Annotated in this window: 17 protein-coding genes; 13 read left to right on the top strand and 4 right to left on the bottom strand. The window is 61.7% G+C overall.

What is annotated here, in order from left to right:
• Positions 1-20: 20 nt before the first annotated feature.
• On the bottom strand, positions 21-644 hold the full coding sequence (locus tag O9Z63_RS17330; RefSeq protein WP_270126624.1) for a DUF2939 domain-containing protein: 624 nt from the start codon (positions 642-644) through the stop codon (positions 21-23).
• A 119-nt stretch (positions 645-763) separates the two neighbouring features.
• Here O9Z63_RS17330 and O9Z63_RS17335 point away from each other — a divergent pair, with 119 nt between their 5' ends.
• Positions 764-1627 carry a glycerophosphodiester phosphodiesterase family protein gene (locus O9Z63_RS17335; protein WP_270126625.1) on the top strand — a complete coding sequence of 288 codons (864 nt, stop codon included), beginning with the start codon at positions 764-766 and terminating at the stop codon, positions 1625-1627.
• 276 nt (positions 1628-1903) lie between these two features.
• The gene (locus tag O9Z63_RS17340) at positions 1904-2341 is read left to right on the top strand and encodes a helix-turn-helix domain-containing protein (protein WP_270126626.1); all 438 of its coding nucleotides are present in this window, start codon (positions 1904-1906) and stop codon (positions 2339-2341) included.
• A 203-nt stretch (positions 2342-2544) separates the two neighbouring features.
• Here O9Z63_RS17340 and O9Z63_RS17345 read toward each other — a convergent pair whose 3' ends face one another.
• From O9Z63_RS17345 to recF, 3 genes are all read right to left on the bottom strand, one after another.
• Positions 2545-3108, bottom strand: a complete 564-nt coding sequence (locus tag O9Z63_RS17345) for an acyl-CoA thioesterase (RefSeq protein WP_270126627.1) — start codon at positions 3106-3108, stop codon at positions 2545-2547.
• Between the two features lie 490 nt (positions 3109-3598).
• Positions 3599-3916 (bottom strand): DUF721 domain-containing protein, encoded by a 318-nt coding sequence (locus O9Z63_RS17350; protein ID WP_270126628.1) that lies wholly within the window; start codon positions 3914-3916, stop codon positions 3599-3601.
• 82 nt (positions 3917-3998) lie between these two features.
• The gene (recF, locus tag O9Z63_RS17355) at positions 3999-5123 is read right to left on the bottom strand and encodes a DNA replication/repair protein RecF (protein WP_270126629.1); all 1125 of its coding nucleotides are present in this window, start codon (positions 5121-5123) and stop codon (positions 3999-4001) included.
• 69 nt (positions 5124-5192) lie between these two features.
• On the opposite strand from recF, the gene pdhA reads away from it, so the two are divergent.
• From pdhA to O9Z63_RS17410, 11 genes are all read left to right on the top strand, one after another.
• The gene (gene pdhA / locus O9Z63_RS17360) at positions 5193-6380 is read left to right on the top strand and encodes a pyruvate dehydrogenase (acetyl-transferring) E1 component subunit alpha (RefSeq protein WP_270126630.1); all 1188 of its coding nucleotides are present in this window, start codon (positions 5193-5195) and stop codon (positions 6378-6380) included.
• A 51-nt stretch (positions 6381-6431) separates the two neighbouring features.
• The gene (locus O9Z63_RS17365; protein WP_270126631.1) at positions 6432-7202 is read left to right on the top strand and encodes a tetratricopeptide repeat protein; all 771 of its coding nucleotides are present in this window, start codon (positions 6432-6434) and stop codon (positions 7200-7202) included.
• Positions 7203-7406: 204 nt separating this feature from the next.
• Positions 7407-7883: a 6,7-dimethyl-8-ribityllumazine synthase gene (gene ribH / locus O9Z63_RS17370; RefSeq protein ID WP_270126632.1), complete on the top strand. Its 477-nt coding sequence runs from the start codon at positions 7407-7409 to the stop codon at positions 7881-7883.
• A 245-nt stretch (positions 7884-8128) separates the two neighbouring features.
• Entirely contained in the window at positions 8129-8512 is a 384-nt protein-coding gene (locus O9Z63_RS17375) for a TraR/DksA family transcriptional regulator (protein WP_044015125.1), read from the top strand.
• 183 nt (positions 8513-8695) lie between these two features.
• Positions 8696-10678 (top strand): pseudouridine synthase, encoded by a 1983-nt coding sequence (locus O9Z63_RS17380; RefSeq protein WP_270126633.1) that lies wholly within the window; start codon positions 8696-8698, stop codon positions 10676-10678.
• 173 nt (positions 10679-10851) lie between these two features.
• Positions 10852-11595, top strand: a complete 744-nt coding sequence (locus O9Z63_RS17385) for a type III pantothenate kinase (RefSeq protein ID WP_270126635.1) — start codon at positions 10852-10854, stop codon at positions 11593-11595.
• Entirely contained in the window at positions 11582-12925 is a 1344-nt protein-coding gene (locus tag O9Z63_RS17390) for an OmpP1/FadL family transporter (protein ID WP_270126636.1), read from the top strand. The genes O9Z63_RS17385 and O9Z63_RS17390 overlap by 14 nt, the downstream gene beginning before the upstream one ends.
• Positions 12918-13523, top strand: a complete 606-nt coding sequence (gene lptC, locus O9Z63_RS17395; protein WP_270126637.1) for an LPS export ABC transporter periplasmic protein LptC — start codon at positions 12918-12920, stop codon at positions 13521-13523. The genes O9Z63_RS17390 and lptC overlap by 8 nt, the downstream gene beginning before the upstream one ends.
• Positions 13524-13532: 9 nt before the next feature.
• Positions 13533-13796 carry a hypothetical protein gene (locus O9Z63_RS17400; RefSeq protein WP_270126638.1) on the top strand — a complete coding sequence of 88 codons (264 nt, stop codon included), beginning with the start codon at positions 13533-13535 and terminating at the stop codon, positions 13794-13796.
• Positions 13797-13989: 193 nt separating this feature from the next.
• Positions 13990-16110, top strand: a complete 2121-nt coding sequence (locus tag O9Z63_RS17405) for a peptidylprolyl isomerase (protein ID WP_270126640.1) — start codon at positions 13990-13992, stop codon at positions 16108-16110.
• Between the two features lie 266 nt (positions 16111-16376).
• Positions 16377-18179 carry a tetratricopeptide repeat protein gene (locus tag O9Z63_RS17410; protein ID WP_270126641.1) on the top strand — a complete coding sequence of 601 codons (1803 nt, stop codon included), beginning with the start codon at positions 16377-16379 and terminating at the stop codon, positions 18177-18179.
• Positions 18180-18346: the final 167 nt, after the last annotated feature.

Here is an 18346-nt window from a genome sequence, read left to right on the forward strand (position 1 = left end):
TGTTGGTGGTGTGGTAGGTGCTACAGGCCTTTCAGCAGGCGCTGCTTTTCCAGCCGCGCTACGTGCTTCAGCAGCTCGCCGGTGTTCGTGATTTCCTTCACCTGCCAATGGTCGCCCTGGTTGCGCATCTTCAGCTCCACCACCAGCGTGGTGTCGTACTTGGGCTGCGTGAATTCCAGGCCTACCAGCGCCTGCTCGCCCTGCTCGGTCACGTACTTGATGTCCTTGAACTGGCTGTCGGGGTTCACCACCTTACCGGCCAGCCCCAGCACCGACACGTTTACCAGTCTATCGGGAGCCGCAGCGGCCGCGGCTTCCACCGAGCCGGTTTCGATGTAGCGCTGCAGCTCCTGGCGGGCCGACTGCGCCAGCTGGGGCTTGAGCAGACGCAGCGCCCCCTTGAACATCATGCCGCCCGGGTTCAGCAGCCCCAGCGCCGAGCCCTGGCTGGTGGCCTGGTCGACGAGGCTGCCGGTTACGCTGCTCACATCGACGTAGCGCTCGAAGTCGGCCATGTCGTGAGTACGCACGGCGTTGGCGGCCTGCATCAGCGCGTATTTAGGGCTTGCCTTCAGGCTCTGATAGTAGAGGTAGCCGCCGGCGGCCAGGGCCACCAGCACGGCCAGAATAATTAATCGTTTCATTAGAGAGAGGAAAGAAGTTGCCAGCGAAAATACAGGATTCGGCTGGTCTTTGTGCGGCGTGGCCGGCCCCGGTCCAGCAGCCTGTCAGCTATCCGGGCAGGGCCTGCGTACTGCTGCTTATGTCTACTCTCACGCCTTCTTCCGCACCTCCCGAAGTGCATGGCCACCGGGGCTGCCGCGGCCTGTTTCCGGAGAATACGCTGCCCGCTTTTCTGCACGCTGTCCGCCTTGGGGTGGCCGTGCTGGAGTTGGATGTGGTGTTGTCGGCCGATGGGCAGGTGGTGGTGTCGCATGAGCCTTGGATGAGCGCCACTATCTGCCTCGACCCCGCCTGCCAGCCTATTCCGGCCGCCACCCAGCAGCAGCACAATATCTACCAGATGCCCTACGCCCAGGTCAGGCGCTACGACTGTGGGCAGCTGCCGCACCCCGCTTTTCCGGCGCAGCAAAACCTGCCGGCGCACAAGCCGCTGCTCCGCGAAGTCGTGCTTGCCGTGGATGAATTGGCCCGGAAGCTGGGCCGGATGCCGCCCCGCTTCAGCCTCGAAGTGAAGAGCGAGCCGGCCGGCGACAACCTGTTTCACCCGGCCCCGGCGGCCTACGTGGCAGTGGTGGTAGAGGAGCTGCGGCGCCTCGGACTGGTGCCGCGCACCACGCTTCTAAGCTTCGACGGACGCATCCTGCAGCAGGTGCGGCGCCAGCTGCCGGAGCTGCCGTTGTGCCTGCTTATCGAAGACGAAGTGCCCCTGTCCAGCCATCTGCAGCAGCTCGGTTTCACCCCGCGGGTGGTAGGCCCGCACCACGCGCTGGCGACGCCGCAGCTGGTAGCCGAAGCCCGTCAGGCCGGCATGCTGGTAGTGCCCTGGACGGTGAACAACCCCGCCGATATGCTGCGCCTGATGGCGCTGGGCGTAGCCGGAATTACCACCGATTATCCCGACCGGCTGTTGTCGCTTTACCCCTCCGGACAGGGCGCAGAGTAGGCCGCTTCCGCGCCCCATCACGCCCTTGCGGGCAGGATATTTACTACCGCATTATCTGAAGCGCCTGTGGCAAATTGTTACAGGTGCTTTGTGTTTTGCTGAACGACCCTCTGGTCGCTGTAAGCGCAGTTGTGGGCGTAACACGAATCATATTGTAATACTGTATCTGTATCAATGAGCACAGTGTGTAATATGTAAAACGTGTAAATATGTATCATGTATACGTGTAATGTGTATCCTGTAACACCCGTTTATTTGTATTCCTGCTTTTGTTATGTGAAACACAATTGTCATATTTACAGACACAACAAATCAGGACGCGTTACTATGCCGCATCAAGGCGAAATACTGCAGGAAACCATCAAAAACAGCGGAATTTCCATCACGCGTATCGTGGACGGACTCGGTATTACACGCCCTACCATATACCGCAAGTTCAAGGAAGAGACACTGGATTACGCATTCGTAAAGCGAGTGGGTGATATTATCGGACACGACTTTTCCATCGACTTTACAGTTGTTCAGCAAGTGACATTGCCTTTTGTAACACAACGCGCCGATGTTACACCTTTACAAACTGTAACGAGCAAGCCTGTCTCTGTATCACAACCTGAGCCAGAGTGCTCCAAACAGCTTTTGGCTCTCCAAACCAAGTACATTTCCCTGCTGGAGGCCTATAATGAACTACTGCTGAAAGTGTATGGCCCCAGGTAACAAAAACGTTCCACGTGAAACATTTTTGTCTGTATAACGGTAGCAATTGTTGCCTGAAATGATAAGCAAGACCAGCCGACGGCGGCCAGCCACAAGGGCCAATCGGTAGGGTTGTAAGAAGGCAAAAGCAGCGGGGCGCAGCAGATTCAATCTGCTGCGCCCCGCTGCTTTTGTTGGCTATAGATACCGGGGTAGGGAAGGGGCTAGTACCCCAGCTGGCACCGCTCAGTTTCGAGCAGGTGCAGCAGGCTGTCGGCTTGCATGCCGGTTCGGGCATCGTTGAACTGGCGGTGGTAGTCGGCGTTGAATTCGCGCCGCTTGATGGCCTCCACAAAGCGTCGGGTATCGTCGGGAGTTTCCAGCAGCAGGCCCGGCACCGGAGTCGGGTTGCCGTCGTCGTCTTTGGCCACCATCGTGAAGTAGGAGGTGTTGGTGTGCTTCACGGTTCCGGTCCGCACGTCCTCGGCAATCACCTTAATGCCGACCAACAGCGAAGTGCGCCCCACGTAGTTCACCGAGGCCAGCAACGACACCAGCTCGCCCACCGCCACCGGCTGCAGGAAGTTCACGCCGTCGACGCTCACCGTGACGCAGTAGGTGCCCGCGTGCTTGGAGGCCGCCGCGTAAGCTACCTTGTCCATGAGCGAAAGCAGGATGCCCCCGTGGATCTTGCCGCCGAAGTTGGCGTAGGAAGGAATCATGAGCTCGGTGAGCGTTACCCGGGAATACGACACGGGCCGGAAGTCGGGGAGAGGGTAGGGAGGCATAGGCACAGCAAGTGGAGGGAGAAACATTCCGGCAGTAGCATTGCCGGACCTGTGCAAGATAAGGGGGCATGCCAGGTCGAGACACCATGCGGTATGCCTGCCGCTATACTGGCCCGGACTCAGGTAGCGGCGGGCACAGCCGGACGCGGCCGGGCCACAGTGGCAAGCGGCGCAGCTCAAGCTAAGCTAAGTTGCGGAGGGTTCCGGTCCGGGGGCTTGGCTGGCCGTGGAATGCACGATGTGGCTGCAGCTAGCAAGGTGATGCGTCTACGCCTGCCACGACCGGCCAGACAGCTAAAAGAGCCGCCGGACCGGAACTCTTGCCAGTGGCCGCCGCGTCATCCGTCACTTAGTTCTGCTAAGCTAGCATGCGAGGTGAGCCAAGCCGCGCACGGCACGGCTAGATAAAATGCTCAATAAATGCTGGTGCAAGCTGCGCTTACGGAGAGAAGCCTGATATGGCGGAGTTCCGCAGCCGGGACGCGAAGCGCTATAGGAATACCACTTCCTTGATGACTGCCTCGCCTACCTCGTCGTTGATGAGCTGCATCACCCGGGTCTTGGCCATCACCAGTTCATGCTTGAGCGGGGCGGAAGAAAGCCGCACGAAAAGCTTGCCGTTGCTCACGTACACCTCCTGGGTTTTCAGCGCCACGGCCTTGCCCATCACTTTCTCCCAGCTGCCCACTACCGTCACCTCGTTGAGCTTGCCCTGCAGCCGGTAGGCCTTCAGCAACGACTGAATACTGTCTTTGAGGGACACGATATCGGCACGACGCGAGTTTTCGGAGTTGCTTGGTTTTTTCACGTCGGGTCGATATACTAATGCGCGGAGAATGCCGCTGCGCCTAGAGCGGCGGCTACGCAAAGGTAAGGCGCCCACGCTCGGCTTACACGGCGCGCACCGTGCCGGCCTCCACCCGAAACCGGTTGATCTGCTCGGTGATGCTGGACAGCGCCAGGTCGGTACGGTCGAGGTGAGTGTCGGTGAGAAAGATCTGCCCGAAGGTATGGTCGGCTACGAGTTGCAGCAACCGCACAATGCGCTTCTCATCCAGCCGGTCGAAAATGTCGTCGAGCAGGAGCAGGGGCTTCTGCTGCTTGCGCGCTGCCAGAATTTCAAACTGCGCCAGCTTGAGCGCAATGACGTAGGACTTCTGCTGGCCCTGCGAGCCATAGCTCTTCACCGGCAGCCCGTCCATTAGAAACACGAAGTCGTCTTTGTGCGGGCCGGCGGTAGTGCGCTGCAACGCCAGGTCTTTGCGCTCCTGCACCCGAAGTAGCTTGGCAAAGTCGGTTTCGGGCAGCTGACTCTTATAGGTAAGCAGCACCTCTTCCCGGCTGTCGGCCAGCAGCTGGTAGTGGCGCTGGAAGAGCGGCTCGAAGTCCAGCAGAAACTGCTGGCGGGCCGCCACCAGCTGCAAGCCCAGCGGCACCAGCTGTTCGTCTAGCACCAGCAGGTAGTCCCGGTCGTATCCGCCTTGGCGCTCGGCGGCCAGCTTCAGCAGCGAGTTGCGCTGCCGCAGCACATGGTTGTAGGAGATGAGGAGCTCCAGGTAGGCATGGTCGAGCTGCGAGATGAGGCTGTCGAAATACTTGCGGCGCTCCTCGCTGCCCTGCCGGATCAGGTCGGTGTCGTAGGGCGAGATGAGCACGGCGGGGTAGCGGCCGATGTGGTCGGCTATCCGGTCGTAGGGCTGCTTGTTGCGGGCCACCACCTTTTTCTGTCCAGCCCGCAAGCTCACCTGAATAGCCTCCGGACCAGCCGCCTCGGCCGCCTCGTCGGCGGGCTGGAAGCGGCCCTTCACCACGAAGAACTCCTCGCCCTGCTTGATGCTCTGGGCATCGACGGAAGTGAAGGCGCTCTTGGTAAGCGAGAGGTAATGGATGGCGTCGAGCAAGTTGGTCTTGCCGCTGCCGTTGTCGCCGATGAAGCAGTTGATGCGCGGCGACAGGCGCAAATTCGCTTCATCGTAGTTTTTGAAGAACAGCAGCTGCAGGCTTTCCAGTATCATGCTCAGGGGTTCGGAATTGCAATCATTTTACGTACTTTCGCATCCCAAACGCGAACAACTGAAAGCAAGATGGCGGAGACGAAAGTAAAGGCTGCCCCCAAGGCTTCCAACTCGGCGAAGAAAACGTCGACCCAGAAGGCCGTGGCCAAAAGTGACGCGGTTACCAAAACGGTAACTCAGCCTGATCCGGTGTTGCCGCCCGCCAACGGCGCGGCTCCTGCCGTTACGAAGAAAGGCGGCAAATCGGCGAAAGGGGCTGAGCCTGCCAAGCCAAAGTTTTCCAAGGAAACCTACCTGCGCTGGTACGAGCAGATGCAGCTCATGCGCAAGTTTGAGGAGAAGGCCGGCCAGCTCTACGGTCAGCAAAAGATCAAAGGCTTCTGCCACCTTTATATCGGGCAGGAAGCCTGTGCCGCTGGTGCGGCCTCGGCCCTGACCAAAGCCGACAAGTGGATTACCGCTTACCGCGACCATGCGCACCCGCTGGCCTTGGGCACCTCGCCCGACGCAATCATGGCTGAGCTGTACGCCAAGGCTACCGGCTGCTCGAAGGGTAAAGGTGGCTCGATGCACATCTTCGATAAGGAGGTGAACTTCATCGGCGGCCACGGCATCGTGGGCGCGCAGGTGCCCATGGGCGCCGGCATTGCCTTCGCCGAGAAATACAACAAGACGGGCAACGTGTGCATCTGCTACATGGGCGACGGCGCCGTGCGCCAGGGCGCCCTTCACGAAGCCTTCAACATGGCCATGCTCTGGAAGCTGCCCGTCATCTTCGTGGTGGAAAACAACGGCTACGCCATGGGCACCTCGGTGCAGCGCACGTCCAACGTGACGGAGCTTTACCACATCGGCCGCGGCTACGACATGCCGTCGGAGCCAGTGAACGGCATGAGCGTGGAAGACGTGCACGACGCCGTGGCCCGCGCTGCTGAGCGCGCCCGCGCCGGCGAAGGTCCCACGTTCCTGGAGTTCAAAACGTACCGCTACAAAGGCCACTCCATGAGTGATCCGGCCAAGTACCGCACCAAAGACGAGCTGGAAGATTACCGCTCGCGCGACGTCATCGAATCGGTTCGCCACACCATTCTCACAAACAACATGGCTACGGAGGACGACCTTACGGCCATTGATGAGAAGATCAAGGCGCAGGTACTGCAGTCGGTGGAATTTGCCGAGACGTCTCCTTATCCTACTGCCGACGAGCTCTACAAAGACGTGTACGTGCAGCAGGACTATCCTTACATTCGCGACTAGTTCTGCCGCGAGCCTCCCCAGGTTTCGGCCCTCGTTTTCCAGTTACTTCTCATGTCGAAGATTCCTTACACGGGTAAAACACCCGGCGCCCGTCAGCCTCAGCAGCCCGTATCGGCCGATCCGCTAGGGCAAGAAACCTATGCTGTGGAACATCCGCTGCTGGAAGATCCGGACGCGCTGGCCGTACGCCTAGCCGATTCCGAGGACTTCCTGCGCCGCAACAAGAACGTGCTGCTGGGTTTGCTGACGGTAGTGGTGCTGGCCGTGGTTGGCGCATTTGCCTTCTACACCTGGCGTTCTTCGCAGGACACCAAGGCGCAGGCCGTGATGTTCCAGGCCGTGAACTACTGGGAGGCTGACTCGCTGCAGAAGGCCATGAAAGGTGACGGCCAGAACCCCGGGCTGGAAACGGTAGCCAACGAGTACAGCGGCACCAAGGCCGGCAACCTCGCCAACTTCTACGCCGGTGTGGCCGCCCTCAAGCAGGGCCAGTACAAAGCTGCCGCCGATTACCTCGAAGACTTCTCGTCCGACGATCTGCTGGTGCAGGCCCGCGCTTACTCGCTGCTCGGCGACGCCAACCTGGAGCTGAACAAGCCTCAGGAAGCTGCCGACTTCTACAGCAAGGCTGCCAACCACAACGCCAACGAGCAGTTCACGCCGGTGTACCTGCTGAAGGAAGCCACCGCCCGCGAGCTAGCCAAAGACACGGAAGGCGCCCTCAAGGCCTACGACCGTATCATCACGGAGTACCCCGCCTCGTTTGAGGTGAACGAGGCCCGCCAGTACAAGGCCCGCGTGGAAGCCCTGAGCGGCAAGTAGAACCGCAGATTTTGCAGAGTAAAAGGATTGCACATATAGCAGAGGAAAGGACGGTCCGGTACCGTCCTTTCCTTTTTAATGCTCCCTGAGTGGCTTCGACTATTCTGCGTTCTGCGTGTTCAAGCCCAGGCCAACCAGCTAGCTCACCAGCCGGCCTGTCTTTAAATCTGTGTAATTCCCTCTAATCAGCAAAATCTGCGATTCATGGCGACTGCCCTTAAAAACCTGAGCGACTACAGCTCCGACCATTTCATCGATATTTCCGACAAGCGGTTCGGGCTGGTGGTGGCCGAGTGGAACCGCGAAATCACCGACACGCTGGCGCAGGGCGCCTACGATACGCTTATCAAGCACGGCGCCAAGGAAGAGAACATCTTCCGCAACACCGTGCCCGGTAGCTTCGAGCTGACGCTGGGCGCGCAGTTGCTGGCCCAGCACGAGCAGATTGATGCTGTCATCTGCCTGGGCGTGGTCATCAAAGGCGAAACCAAGCACGACGACTACATCTGCCACGCCGTGGCCAGCGGCATCACCAATGTGGGCCTCAAGTACAATAAGCCCGTCATCTTCGGCCTCGTGACCACCAATACCCTGGAGCAGGCTTGGGACCGGGCCGGTGGCAAGCACGGCAACAAAGGCGTGGAAGGCGCCGTGGCGGCCATTCATATGCTAAGCTTCTGAGGCGAAGTCCGCGCAACGCCAAAAACCAGGCGCACACCAAGTGATTGTCAGACAAAAGCGTAGCTTTGCGCCCGAAAAAGGGGATAGGGCCCGTTGCGTTCAGGCAGATACTGCCTGCGGTGTAGGCACAGGGATAAACTAATTTCTGCAGCCTGCTGTTAGCGCAAACATCCGGACGGAGGCCCGCCACTTTTATCGTAGCATTTTCTCTCTCCCATTCTTAGTTTACTTTTTCTGACCCCGACATGAGTGACGAAACCATACGCTATTCCAGAGAGGATTTGGCTGAGTTTGAGCAAATCATTCAGGATAAGCTAACCGCCGCCCGCAAAGAAGTATCCTTCATCAAGGAAACCCTGAGCCGCAAAAACGACTCGGGTACCGACAACACCGCCTCGTCGAGCAAGGTGCTGGAAGACGGCGCCGACACGGCCGAGAAGGAGAGCCTCAACCAGCTGGCTTCGCGCCAGATGAAGTTCATCCAGCAGCTCGAAAATGCGCTGGTGCGCATCAAGAACGGCACCTACGGCGTGTGCATCGGTACCGGCAAGCTGATTCCGAAAGAGCGGCTGCGCGCCGTACCGCACACCCAACACTCCATTGAAGCCAAAATGGCTCGTCGCGACTAGTTCCGGCGGCTTTAGTACCAGCGCCCGGGTTTTCGGCCGGCCTTCCCCTGTTGTGGAAGTCAGGCCGTGAGCCCGGGCACTGTTTTCTGGTTGGGTTCGTTAATATCGGGGCCCAACCGGCTATCTTACTGATACATCTGTTTTCACCTGTACCGTAGCGATACGGCACTCATCCTTGCAACCATGGGCAAGAAGCACAATTCCGGCAATGCAGCCGGCGGCCGCGGCCGCACCGACCGTCCTTCCAGCAGCGCTGGCGGCTCCGGCTTTTATCAGAAATTCTCCGCTCCGCGTGGCGCGGGCAGTGGCTCGGCCGGCGAAGGCCGCCCCCCCCGCTTTGGCGGCGACCGTGACCGTTCGGGTGGCCGCTCCGGCGACGCGCCCCGCGGCGACTTCTCTTCGCGTCCTTCCTTCGGGCGTGGCCCCGCTGACCGCACGGGCGGCAGCGGCTTCGGCGGCCCCAAGAAATTTGGCAATGGCGGCGGCAGCTTTGGCGGCCGCAGCGAAGGGGGCTTCGGTGGTAACTCCCGCCCCCGCGACAACGGCGGCGACAGCCGTTCGTTTAGCAGCCGCCCTTCGGGTGGCCGCGACTTCGACCGGGGCGGCTCGCGCCGGGAAGACAGCCGCAGCGGCGGCTTCGGTGGCCCGCGCCGTGACAACGACGACCGCCGCAGCGGTGGTTTCGGAGGTGGTGGCCGTCGCGACGACGACCGCCGTGGTGGCTTCAACTCGACCCCGCGCCGCGACAACGACGACCGCCCGGTGCGGCCGTTTGAACCACGCAAAACCTGGGACGGCCAGCCTTACCGCCAGGAAGGCCGCCCGGCGGTGCCCCGCGGGGCTGCTGGTGAGCGGAACCGCAAGTTTGTGAAAGCCGACCCCAACCAGCCAACTGCCCCCACGGGCTACACGCCGCGCCCGGCCAGCTTCGAGCCGACCCCACGCCTAGAGGATGCCAAAGACCAGGGCCCGGACCGCGCTATCCGGCCGGCCCGCCCGTTTGATTTCCGCAGCCGTCCCGAGGGCCTCGACGCCGAGCGCCCCGCCAGCCCCCGCCCCGAGCGTGGCGCCGATTTCGGGGACCGGCCGCGTGGTGCGTTCAACGACCGCCGCGAGTCGGGCTTCAAGCCCCGCAGCACCGGCGAGCGTCCGGCCTTCGGCAACCGCAGCTTCAACGAGCGCTCGGAAGGTGGCTTCGGCAACCGCAACAGTGCCGACCGCCGCGAGCCCAGCCGTGGCGCCTCGGATGCCGACCGCGACGCCCGCCCGTATGGCACGCGCCCGGAGCGTCCGGCCCCCAAGCGTTTCGGCCATGACGCCTCCACGCCCAACCGTGCCGACAAGCTGAAGCGCGGCGAGGTGGCCGGCCAGGCCCCCGACTATAAAAACCTCAAGCATTACGAGGACGACAAAAGCCGCGGCAACAAGCGCCGCCGCGAAGAGGAAGACGTGAAAGGCGACGAGCTGCGCCTGAATCGCTACATCGCCAACGCGGGCGTTTGCTCGCGCCGTGAAGCCGACTCACTGATTGCAGCCGGCGAAATCAAGGTGAACGGCGAAGTGGTGACGGAAATGGGCTACAAAGTGCAGCCTACCGACACCGTGCAGTACGGCAAAACCAACCTCAACCGCGAGAAGCTGGTGTACGTGCTGCTCAACAAGCCCAAAGACACCATCACGACCACCGAGGACCCCGAAGGCCGCCGCACGGTGATGGATCTGGTGAAGGAGTCATCGAAGGAGCGCATCTTCCCGGTGGGCCGCCTCGACCGCAACACCACGGGACTGCTGCTGTTCACCAACGACGGTGAGGTGGCGCAGAAACTTTCGCACCCTTCGCACCGCAACAAGAAGATCTACCAGGCTGAGTTGGACAAGCCGCTCACCGAGGAGCATCTGGGCATGATTGCGGCCGGCATTGAGCTGGAAGATGGCAAGGCTGAAGTGGACGACGTGGCCGTAGTGGCCGGAAACCCGCACTTTGTGGGCATCGAAATCCACATCGGACGGAACCGCATCGTGCGCCGCATCTTCGAGCACCTCGGCTACGACGTGGTGTCGCTGGATCGGGTGCAGTACGCGGGCCTCACCAAAAAGGACCTGCCACGCGGCAAGTGGCGCTTCCTCAACGAGAAGGAAGTGATTCGCCTGAAGTATTTCATGTAATACGCAACCGCCGACCGGCGGTGTGGCTCTTAGTGGCGGGATGATGCGCGAATGATAGGAGAGAAGGAGGCGGTTTTGCCGGCATTAGCTGCCCGGCCCGACAGCCCGCCTGGCTCCTGCGGTGCGCATCGTCCCGCCACTTTTTTTTTGTTCACCTTTCACGCTTACCTGACTTGCGCACGTTTGCCCTTGATATTGGGAATACGGCCGTGAAATACGGCTGCTTCGACGGGCCGGTGCTGCTGGAAACGGCCACCGGCCAGACGGCGGCGCAGGTAATGGCCGCCGTGGAGCGCCTGCAGCCGCAACATGCCATTGTGGCCTCGGTGGCGGAGCCTACCTCCGACTGGGCAGCTACGCTGCGCCGGCGCCTGCCGGGCACGGTGCTGGAGTTCAGTTCCGCCACCACGCCGCTGCCGCTGCGCAACGCCTACGCCACCCCGCACACGCTGGGCGCCGACCGGCTGGCGGCGGCCGTGGGTGCGGCCTGGCTGCGGCCCCACCAGCACATCCTGATTGTGGACGCCGGCACGGCCATCAAGTGCGACCTGGTGGAAGGTGGGCACACGTTTCGGGGGGGCAGCATTGCGCCGGGGCTGCACATGCGTTTTCGGGCCCTGCATACGTTTACGGGGCGCCTGCCGCTGGTGGAAATTCCCGCTGACGGTGCGGCCCCGCTGCCCCTCACCGGCGACGATACCACTTCGGCTATCCGAAGCGGGGTGCTCAATGGGGCCGTGGCCGAAGTGAACGGCTTCATTGCCAGCTACCAGGCGCAGTATCCGGGCCTCAGCGTGGTGCTGGCCGGCGGCGACGCTGCTTTTTTCCAACCCCGGCTGAAAGGCCCTATCTTTGGCATTCCGGAGCTCGTGCTGATTGGGCTCCACCGTATATTGGCATACAATGTTGAACTCTAAATACGCCGGGCTGCTGGGCCTAACGCTGCTGAGCCTCGGGGCTGCCACGCGCGGCCAGGGCCAGGGCCTGGGCAATTCTCCTTATTCCCGCCTCGGGCTGGGCGACACGTACTTCAACGCGGGCGGTATCCGGCAGATGGGGATGGGCGGTGTCGGTATTTCGGCCCCCAACGGCACCCAGGTAAACGAGCTGAACCCGGCGCTGCTTTACTACATGAACCGCACGACGTGGGAGTTTGCGGCCGTAGGGCAGTACAAAACCATCGAAAACAACCAGACGTCGCAGAAGACGGGCACCGGCAAGCTGAACTATCTGGCGCTGGCCGTTCCGCTTTCCAGCCGCTGGGGAGCAGCCATCGGCCTCAAGCCCTTCAGCTCCGTCGATTTCGAGTCGGTGGAGTCGCAGCGCGTCAACAACGACCCGACGCTGGCGCAGGTGGTGAAGCAGTACCGCGGCACCGGCGAGCTGTCGGAGGCCTACTTTGCGCAGGGTGTGCGGGTGGCCAAAGGCCTCTCGGTGGGCGTGGTAGCCTCCTATGTGTTTGGCAGCATTGACGTGAGCACCGGCACGCAGGTGGTGCCCGACGTGGTGAGCGAAAACGACGCGCTGGAAAAAACCGTCCTGCTCGACCACATTCACTACTCCGACTTCAAGTTCCGGGGCGGCGCCCAGTACCGCAGCAAGCTCAACAGCACCCTCAACTACAACCTGGGCGCAGTCTACAGCTTCCAGACCCAGCTCAACGGCGAGCGGAGCCTCACGCTGGACCGCCAGGCCTTTGCCGGCAACCAGGTGGAGAGCCTCGTGCTGGAAAGCGGCGAAGGCTCGGCCAACCTGCCGGCGCTGGCTCAGTTCGGCGTCAGCCTCGACAACAACAAAAACTGGTCGGCGAGCCTGGACGTGGCCAACCAGCAGTGGTCGAAGTTCCGGGCGTTCAATGAGCGCGGCGGCACGGTGGGCGTGCCCCTGAACAACACGTGGCGCGCGGGCCTGGGCGGCGAGTTTGCCCCCGACCCGACTTCCGTGGATAAATACTTCCGGCGCGTGACGTACCGGGCCGGCGTATCGGTGGCCGAAATGCCCTACCGTCCCGGCGGGCAGGTGCTCTACGACCGGGCCGTGAGCTGGGGCTTCTCGTTCCCGGTGTCGGCCTCGGCGCTTGATGCCACCACGCTCAACATGGGCTTCACCTATGGCCGCCGCGGCAACACCGACGTGCAGCAGCTGAGCAGCGGCGCTACCGAGCGCAACATCCAGGAAAGCTACATCCGCGCCCAGCTGGGCATTTCGCTCAACAACCGCTGGTTTATCAAGCGTCGCATTGAATAAGCTGCCCATGGCTGCCTGCTCGTTTCTGATTCCTGGCCGGCTGGGGCTGGTGGCGCTCTTGGCCGCCGGCCTGCTGGCGGCTGGCTGCCAGAAAAAGGACCCGGCCGCCAGCAAAAAGGAGGTGGAATACAAAGGCCCGCTGCTGGAAACCACCAACGTGCTGACGCTCTACAGCGACTCGGCCAAGCTGCAGATCAAATACACGGCCCCGCTGGAGCAGCAGTTCGAAAGCGGCGACAAGCTCTATCCCAAGGGCATCGACGTGACCTTCTACACTAAGGGCGGCGCCAAGGTGCTCAACACGCTGCGCGGCAACTATGGCCGCTACGACAAGGCCAAAAACCTGTACCTGATCCGCGGCGACGTGCGCGTGAGCAACGTGGAGAAGCAGCAGTCGATGAAAACGGAGGAGATGTACTTCGACCAGAACAAGCAGCTGATCTACAACGACACCACCCAGCTCGTGCGCATCCAGACGCCCACCGAGGTGCTGACCGGCTACGGCCTCACGGCCAACCAGGACTTCTCGCGCTACACCATTCTCAAGCCGGAGGGCGTGTTCACCATCGACCAGGCTGCCACGCAGCCGGCGAAATAACCTGTTTGCATGAAACGCTTCTGGAGTCCCGGCCTCGGGCGCACCATTCTGTTTTCGCTGGCCGTGGTGTCGTTTGTCATCGGCACTTACGAAACCGTCAGCCGCATCGACGACAAAAACGCCCTGCGCGACAATTACTGGCTGTTCATGGTGTCGTTTTCGTGCGTGATGCTCTACCGCTACCTCAAGCCGGAGCCCGAGCCGAAAGCGCCCGCCAAGCAGCCGCCCCAGGCGCCTGCCAAGCCCGTACCCCGCAACAAGCGGCGCAGCTAGCCCCAAATAGCCGCCGCCTGAAACAGCCTGCTGTCCTGCCCTTGCGCCGGATGGCAGGCTGTTTTGGCATGATAGCCTAGCCTTCACTGACTCACCGGATTACCCAATCGGCCCATTGCCTTTGATTCTCCCGCGGATTCTGGTTATTTTGCACCTCTTTCCGCTTTTTCAACCTGCGCTTTTTTACAAGTAAATGGCATTAATTAACACGATTCGAGAAAAATCAGGCTGGGCCGTGGGCACTGTCGCCATCGGCATGCTCTTCTTCATCGTGGGCAGCGACCTTGTCGGGGGTAAAAACCGGCTTTTCAACCGCAACGAAAACGTGGTGGGCGAAGTAGCCGGCGAAAAAGTGGAGCTGGCCGATTTCAACAACACCCTGGAGCAGGCCAAGCAGAGCTTCGTGCAGCAGCAGGGCCGCCAGCCCGACGAGCAGACGATGGGCTACCTGCGCGACCAGGCCTGGAACCAGACCATCTACCGCATTGCCTTCCAGAAGGAGTTCGACAAGCTCGGCCTGTCGGTGTCCGACGACGAGCTGACCGACATGGTGCAGGGCAAGAACATCCACCCCAGCATCCGCCAGGCCTTCACCGACCAGCAGACCGGCCAGTTCGACCGCGCCAAAATCATTCAGTACCTGCAGGGCCTCGACAAGCTGCCGCCCGATGCGCAGGCTGCCTGGCGCAACTTCGAAGCCAACCTCGGCCCGGAGCGCGTAGGCCAGAAATACAACAACCTGCTCAAGCTGAGCACCTACGTAACGTCGGCCGAAGCCAAGCGCTTCGATGAAGACCAGAACACCCGCGCTTCTATGCGCTACCTGTTCGTGCCTTACTTCTCCATCTCCGATTCGGCGGTGAAAGTAACTGACGACCAGCTGCAGGCCTACCTCGACAAGAACAAGGGCCGCTACAAAGTGGAAGACGGCCGCACCATCGAGTACGTGAGCATTCCGGTAACGGCTTCGGTGGAAGACAGCACCGCCGCCCGCCAGGCTGTCGATCAGCTGGCCACGCAGTTTGCCTCGGCTCCGAATGACTCGCTGTTCGTGAAGCTCAACTCCGACCAGCCGTACAGCGCTGCCTACGTGTCGCCGGCTGATATGCCGGAGAAGCTGCGCCAGCAGCTGCCGCTCACGGTGGGCAAGGTATACGGCCCGTTCTCGGAGAACGGTACCACCAGCCTCTTCAAAGTGACGGGTGCCAAAGCCGGTGCTCAGGCTGCCGCCCGCGCCAGCCACATCCTCATCAAGCCCGAAGGCACCACGCCGGAGGCTGATGCGGCGGCCAAAGTGAAAGCCACCGACATCCTCAACAAAATCAAAGGTGGCGCTGACTTCGCGGCTCTGGCCCGCCAGTTCGGCACCGACGGCACCACCGCCACCGGCGGCGACCTGGGCTGGTTCCAGCAGGGCCGCATGGTTCCGGAGTTCGAGAAAGCCGTATTCGGCGCCACCTCGGCTGGCCTGCTGCCCAGCCTCGTGAAAACGTCGTTCGGCTACCACATCGTAAAAATCACCGCACCTAAAACCAGCCAGACCTATCAGGTAGCTGCGGTGCAGAAGCGCATCACGCCTTCGGAAGCTACCAACGAAGCCGCCTACGCCAAGGCTCAGGCCCTAAAAGGTGAGATTACCGATCTGGAGTCGTTCCGCAAGGCGGTAGCCAAAGACAAAACCCTGCAGAAGCAGGAAGCCAAAGGCCTCGGCCGCGGCGAGCGGGCCGTAAACAACTTGCAGAACGCCCGCGAGATTGTGCGCTGGGCCTACGGCACGGCCGGTAAGGAAACCGCCATCGGCGATGTGTCCGAGGTGTTCGACATGGGCGACCAGTACGTTATTGCGGTCCTGACCGGCGAGCGGAGCAAAGGTACCGCCGACGTAGCCAGCCTGAAGCCTGAGCTGCAGGCCGCCGTGCGTAACGAAGAAAAGGCCAAGCAGATCATGGCCAAGCTGCAGGGTAAGACCGGCACGCTGGAGCAGATTGCCGCTACCTACGGCGCGCAGGCCCAGGTGAAAACGGCCGACAACGTGGTGCTGGGCACTGGCACCATTCCGGGCCTGGGCGGCGAGCCGCTGGCCGTGGGCAAGGTATTCGGCCTGAAAGCCGGGCAGAAGTCGGCCCCCATCCAGGGTGAGCAGGGCGTGCTGATTGTGGAGCCGGTGAGCGTGCAGAAGCCTGCCGCCGCCTCCGACGTAGCCGCCATCAAGAAGCAACTCATGGCCCAGCGCCAGAACCGCGCCGACGGCCTCATCTACGAAGCCGTGAAAGCCAACGCCAACATCAAAGACGAGCGCAACAAGTTCTTCTAGGCCTTGCCGCTCCGCAACAGGAAAGCCGCTTCTTCGGGAGCGGCTTTTTTTGTGCGGTGGCAGGGCGGCAGGGTGTGGTGCCACGAGGTGCCGAAGGCCTCGTGGTACCACTACTCGTTGGACGACCACCAGCTGCGCCGTGCAACGATAGTGGTGCCACAAGGCCTTCGGCAGCTCGTGGCACCACACGGCCACCCCACTATTTTCCTGCGTACCTTGAAATGAATCCGACCTGGTAGCCGTTGCTGCTGAATAGCCCTGTTTGTATGCGTCGTTTCCGTTTTGCTTTGTTTCTGATGCTGCTCTCGGCGCCGGCGGTGGCCCAGCAGGAGAGTGGCAATATCTCGCTGGCCAAAGAGTACACCCGTAAGGGCGAGCACGAAAAGGCGGCGTTCCTGTACGCCAAGCTGCCCACTAATGCTCAGCTGGCCTCCAACGTGCTGCCCGACTACCTGGAAACCCTGCAGCAGCTCAAGCGCTACAAAGACGCCGAAAAGCTGGTGAAACGGGCCCAAAAGGCGCACCCTGAGGAGCCCTACGGCGTGACGTTGGGCGCGGTATACGCCGCCGCCGGCGACCAGGCCGCCGCCACCAAGCAGTACGAGCGGGTACTGAGCCAGCTCACGGCCCAGCAGGTGCTGCCCGTCGCGGCCGAGTTTCAGCGCCGCCAGTTGCCCGACTGGGCTGAGAAAACCTATCTGCGCGGCCGGGCGCTGTCCAAAACCGACACCGAATACGGCCCGCAGCTCATCCAGCTCTACACTCAAAGCGGCAACTCCGAGCGCCTGATGGCCGAAACCCTGCGCCTCGTGCAGGACGACGAGCGGCAATTGCCGTTCGTGCGCAACATGCTGCAGAACTCGCTGCAGGATGAGAAGGGCTTTGAGGCGCTGGAACGGGAGCTGCTGAGCAGCGTGCAGAAATATCCCGAGCGCACCGTGTACAGCGAGCTGCTGCTGTGGCTACAGGTGCAGCGCCGCGACTTCACGGGGGCACTGGTGCAGGCCAAGGCCCTGGACCGCCGCGGCCGCACCGAGGGCAGCCGCGTGATGGAGTTGGCTGCCATTGCCCAGCAGAACAAAGACTACGAAAGCGCCATCGGCGGGTACGAATACGTGCTGCGCGAGTACCGCAGCGGCCCGTTCTACGCCATGGCCCGGCAGCGGCTGGTGCAGACCCGCGAAGCCCAGGTGCGTGACACGTACCCGATTGAAACCGCCAAAATCCGCAGCCTGATAGGGGAGTACCAGCAGGTGCTCACAGAGCTGGGCCGCACGCCCCAGACGGCCCCGGTGCTGCGTAGCATGGCCGTGCTGCACGCCTTCCAGCTAGACGAAAAGCCCGAAGGAATCAAGCTGCTGCAGGAGGTAATTGACATGCCCCGCGCCAGCCTCGACGTGGTGGATCAGGCTAAGATTGACCTGGCCGACATCTACCTGCTCCGCGCCGAGCCCTGGGAAGCCACGCTACTGTATTCGCAGGTGGAGAAGTCGCACAAAGACTCGCCGCTGGGCTACGAGGCCAAGCTCCGCAACGCCCGCCTGAGCTACTTCGCCGGCGACTTCAAGCTGGCCAAAAGCCACCTCGACATTCTGAAAGAAGCCACCACCCGCGAAATAGCCAACGACGCCATGCAGCTCTCGCTGCTCATCACCGACAACACCGCCCAGGACACCGCCGGCGTAGCCCTGCGCGACTACGCGGCCGTGGAGCAGCTGGTGTTCCAGAACAAGCTGCCCGAAGCTCTGCGCGGCCTCGATGCGCTGCTGCAGAAGTACCCCGGCCACGCCCTGCAGGACGAAGCTTGGCTGCTGAAAGCCCAGCTGCAGCGCCGCACCGGCGACTACAAAGGCGCCGTGGGCACGCTGGAGAAAATCACGGCCAACCCCAAGTATGACGTGCTCAGCGACGATGCTCTGTTCCTGCTGGCTACCATTCAGGAAGACAACCTGCAGGACAAGGAAGCCGCTAAAACCCTCTACAACCAGCTGCTGGTGAAATACCCCGGCAGCATCTACGTGGCCGAAGCCCGCAAGCACTTCCGCAAGCTCCGCGGCGACAGTTTGTAGTGCGCGCGAGTGGCAGCCCGTCATTCCGAGTGCAGCGAGGAATCTCGCTAGTGTGCTAATCTTATCATGCTTCGCTTTGCTCTGCGTGATGCGACCTTCCGACTACCTGAAAAACAAAAACATCAGCCCCAGGGCCACGATGAAAATCAGGTACATGAGCCCATCGG

Origin of the sequence: Hymenobacter yonginensis (genome assembly GCF_027625995.1) — a bacterium.
GTDB classification, from domain to species: domain Bacteria; phylum Bacteroidota; class Bacteroidia; order Cytophagales; family Hymenobacteraceae; genus Hymenobacter; species Hymenobacter yonginensis.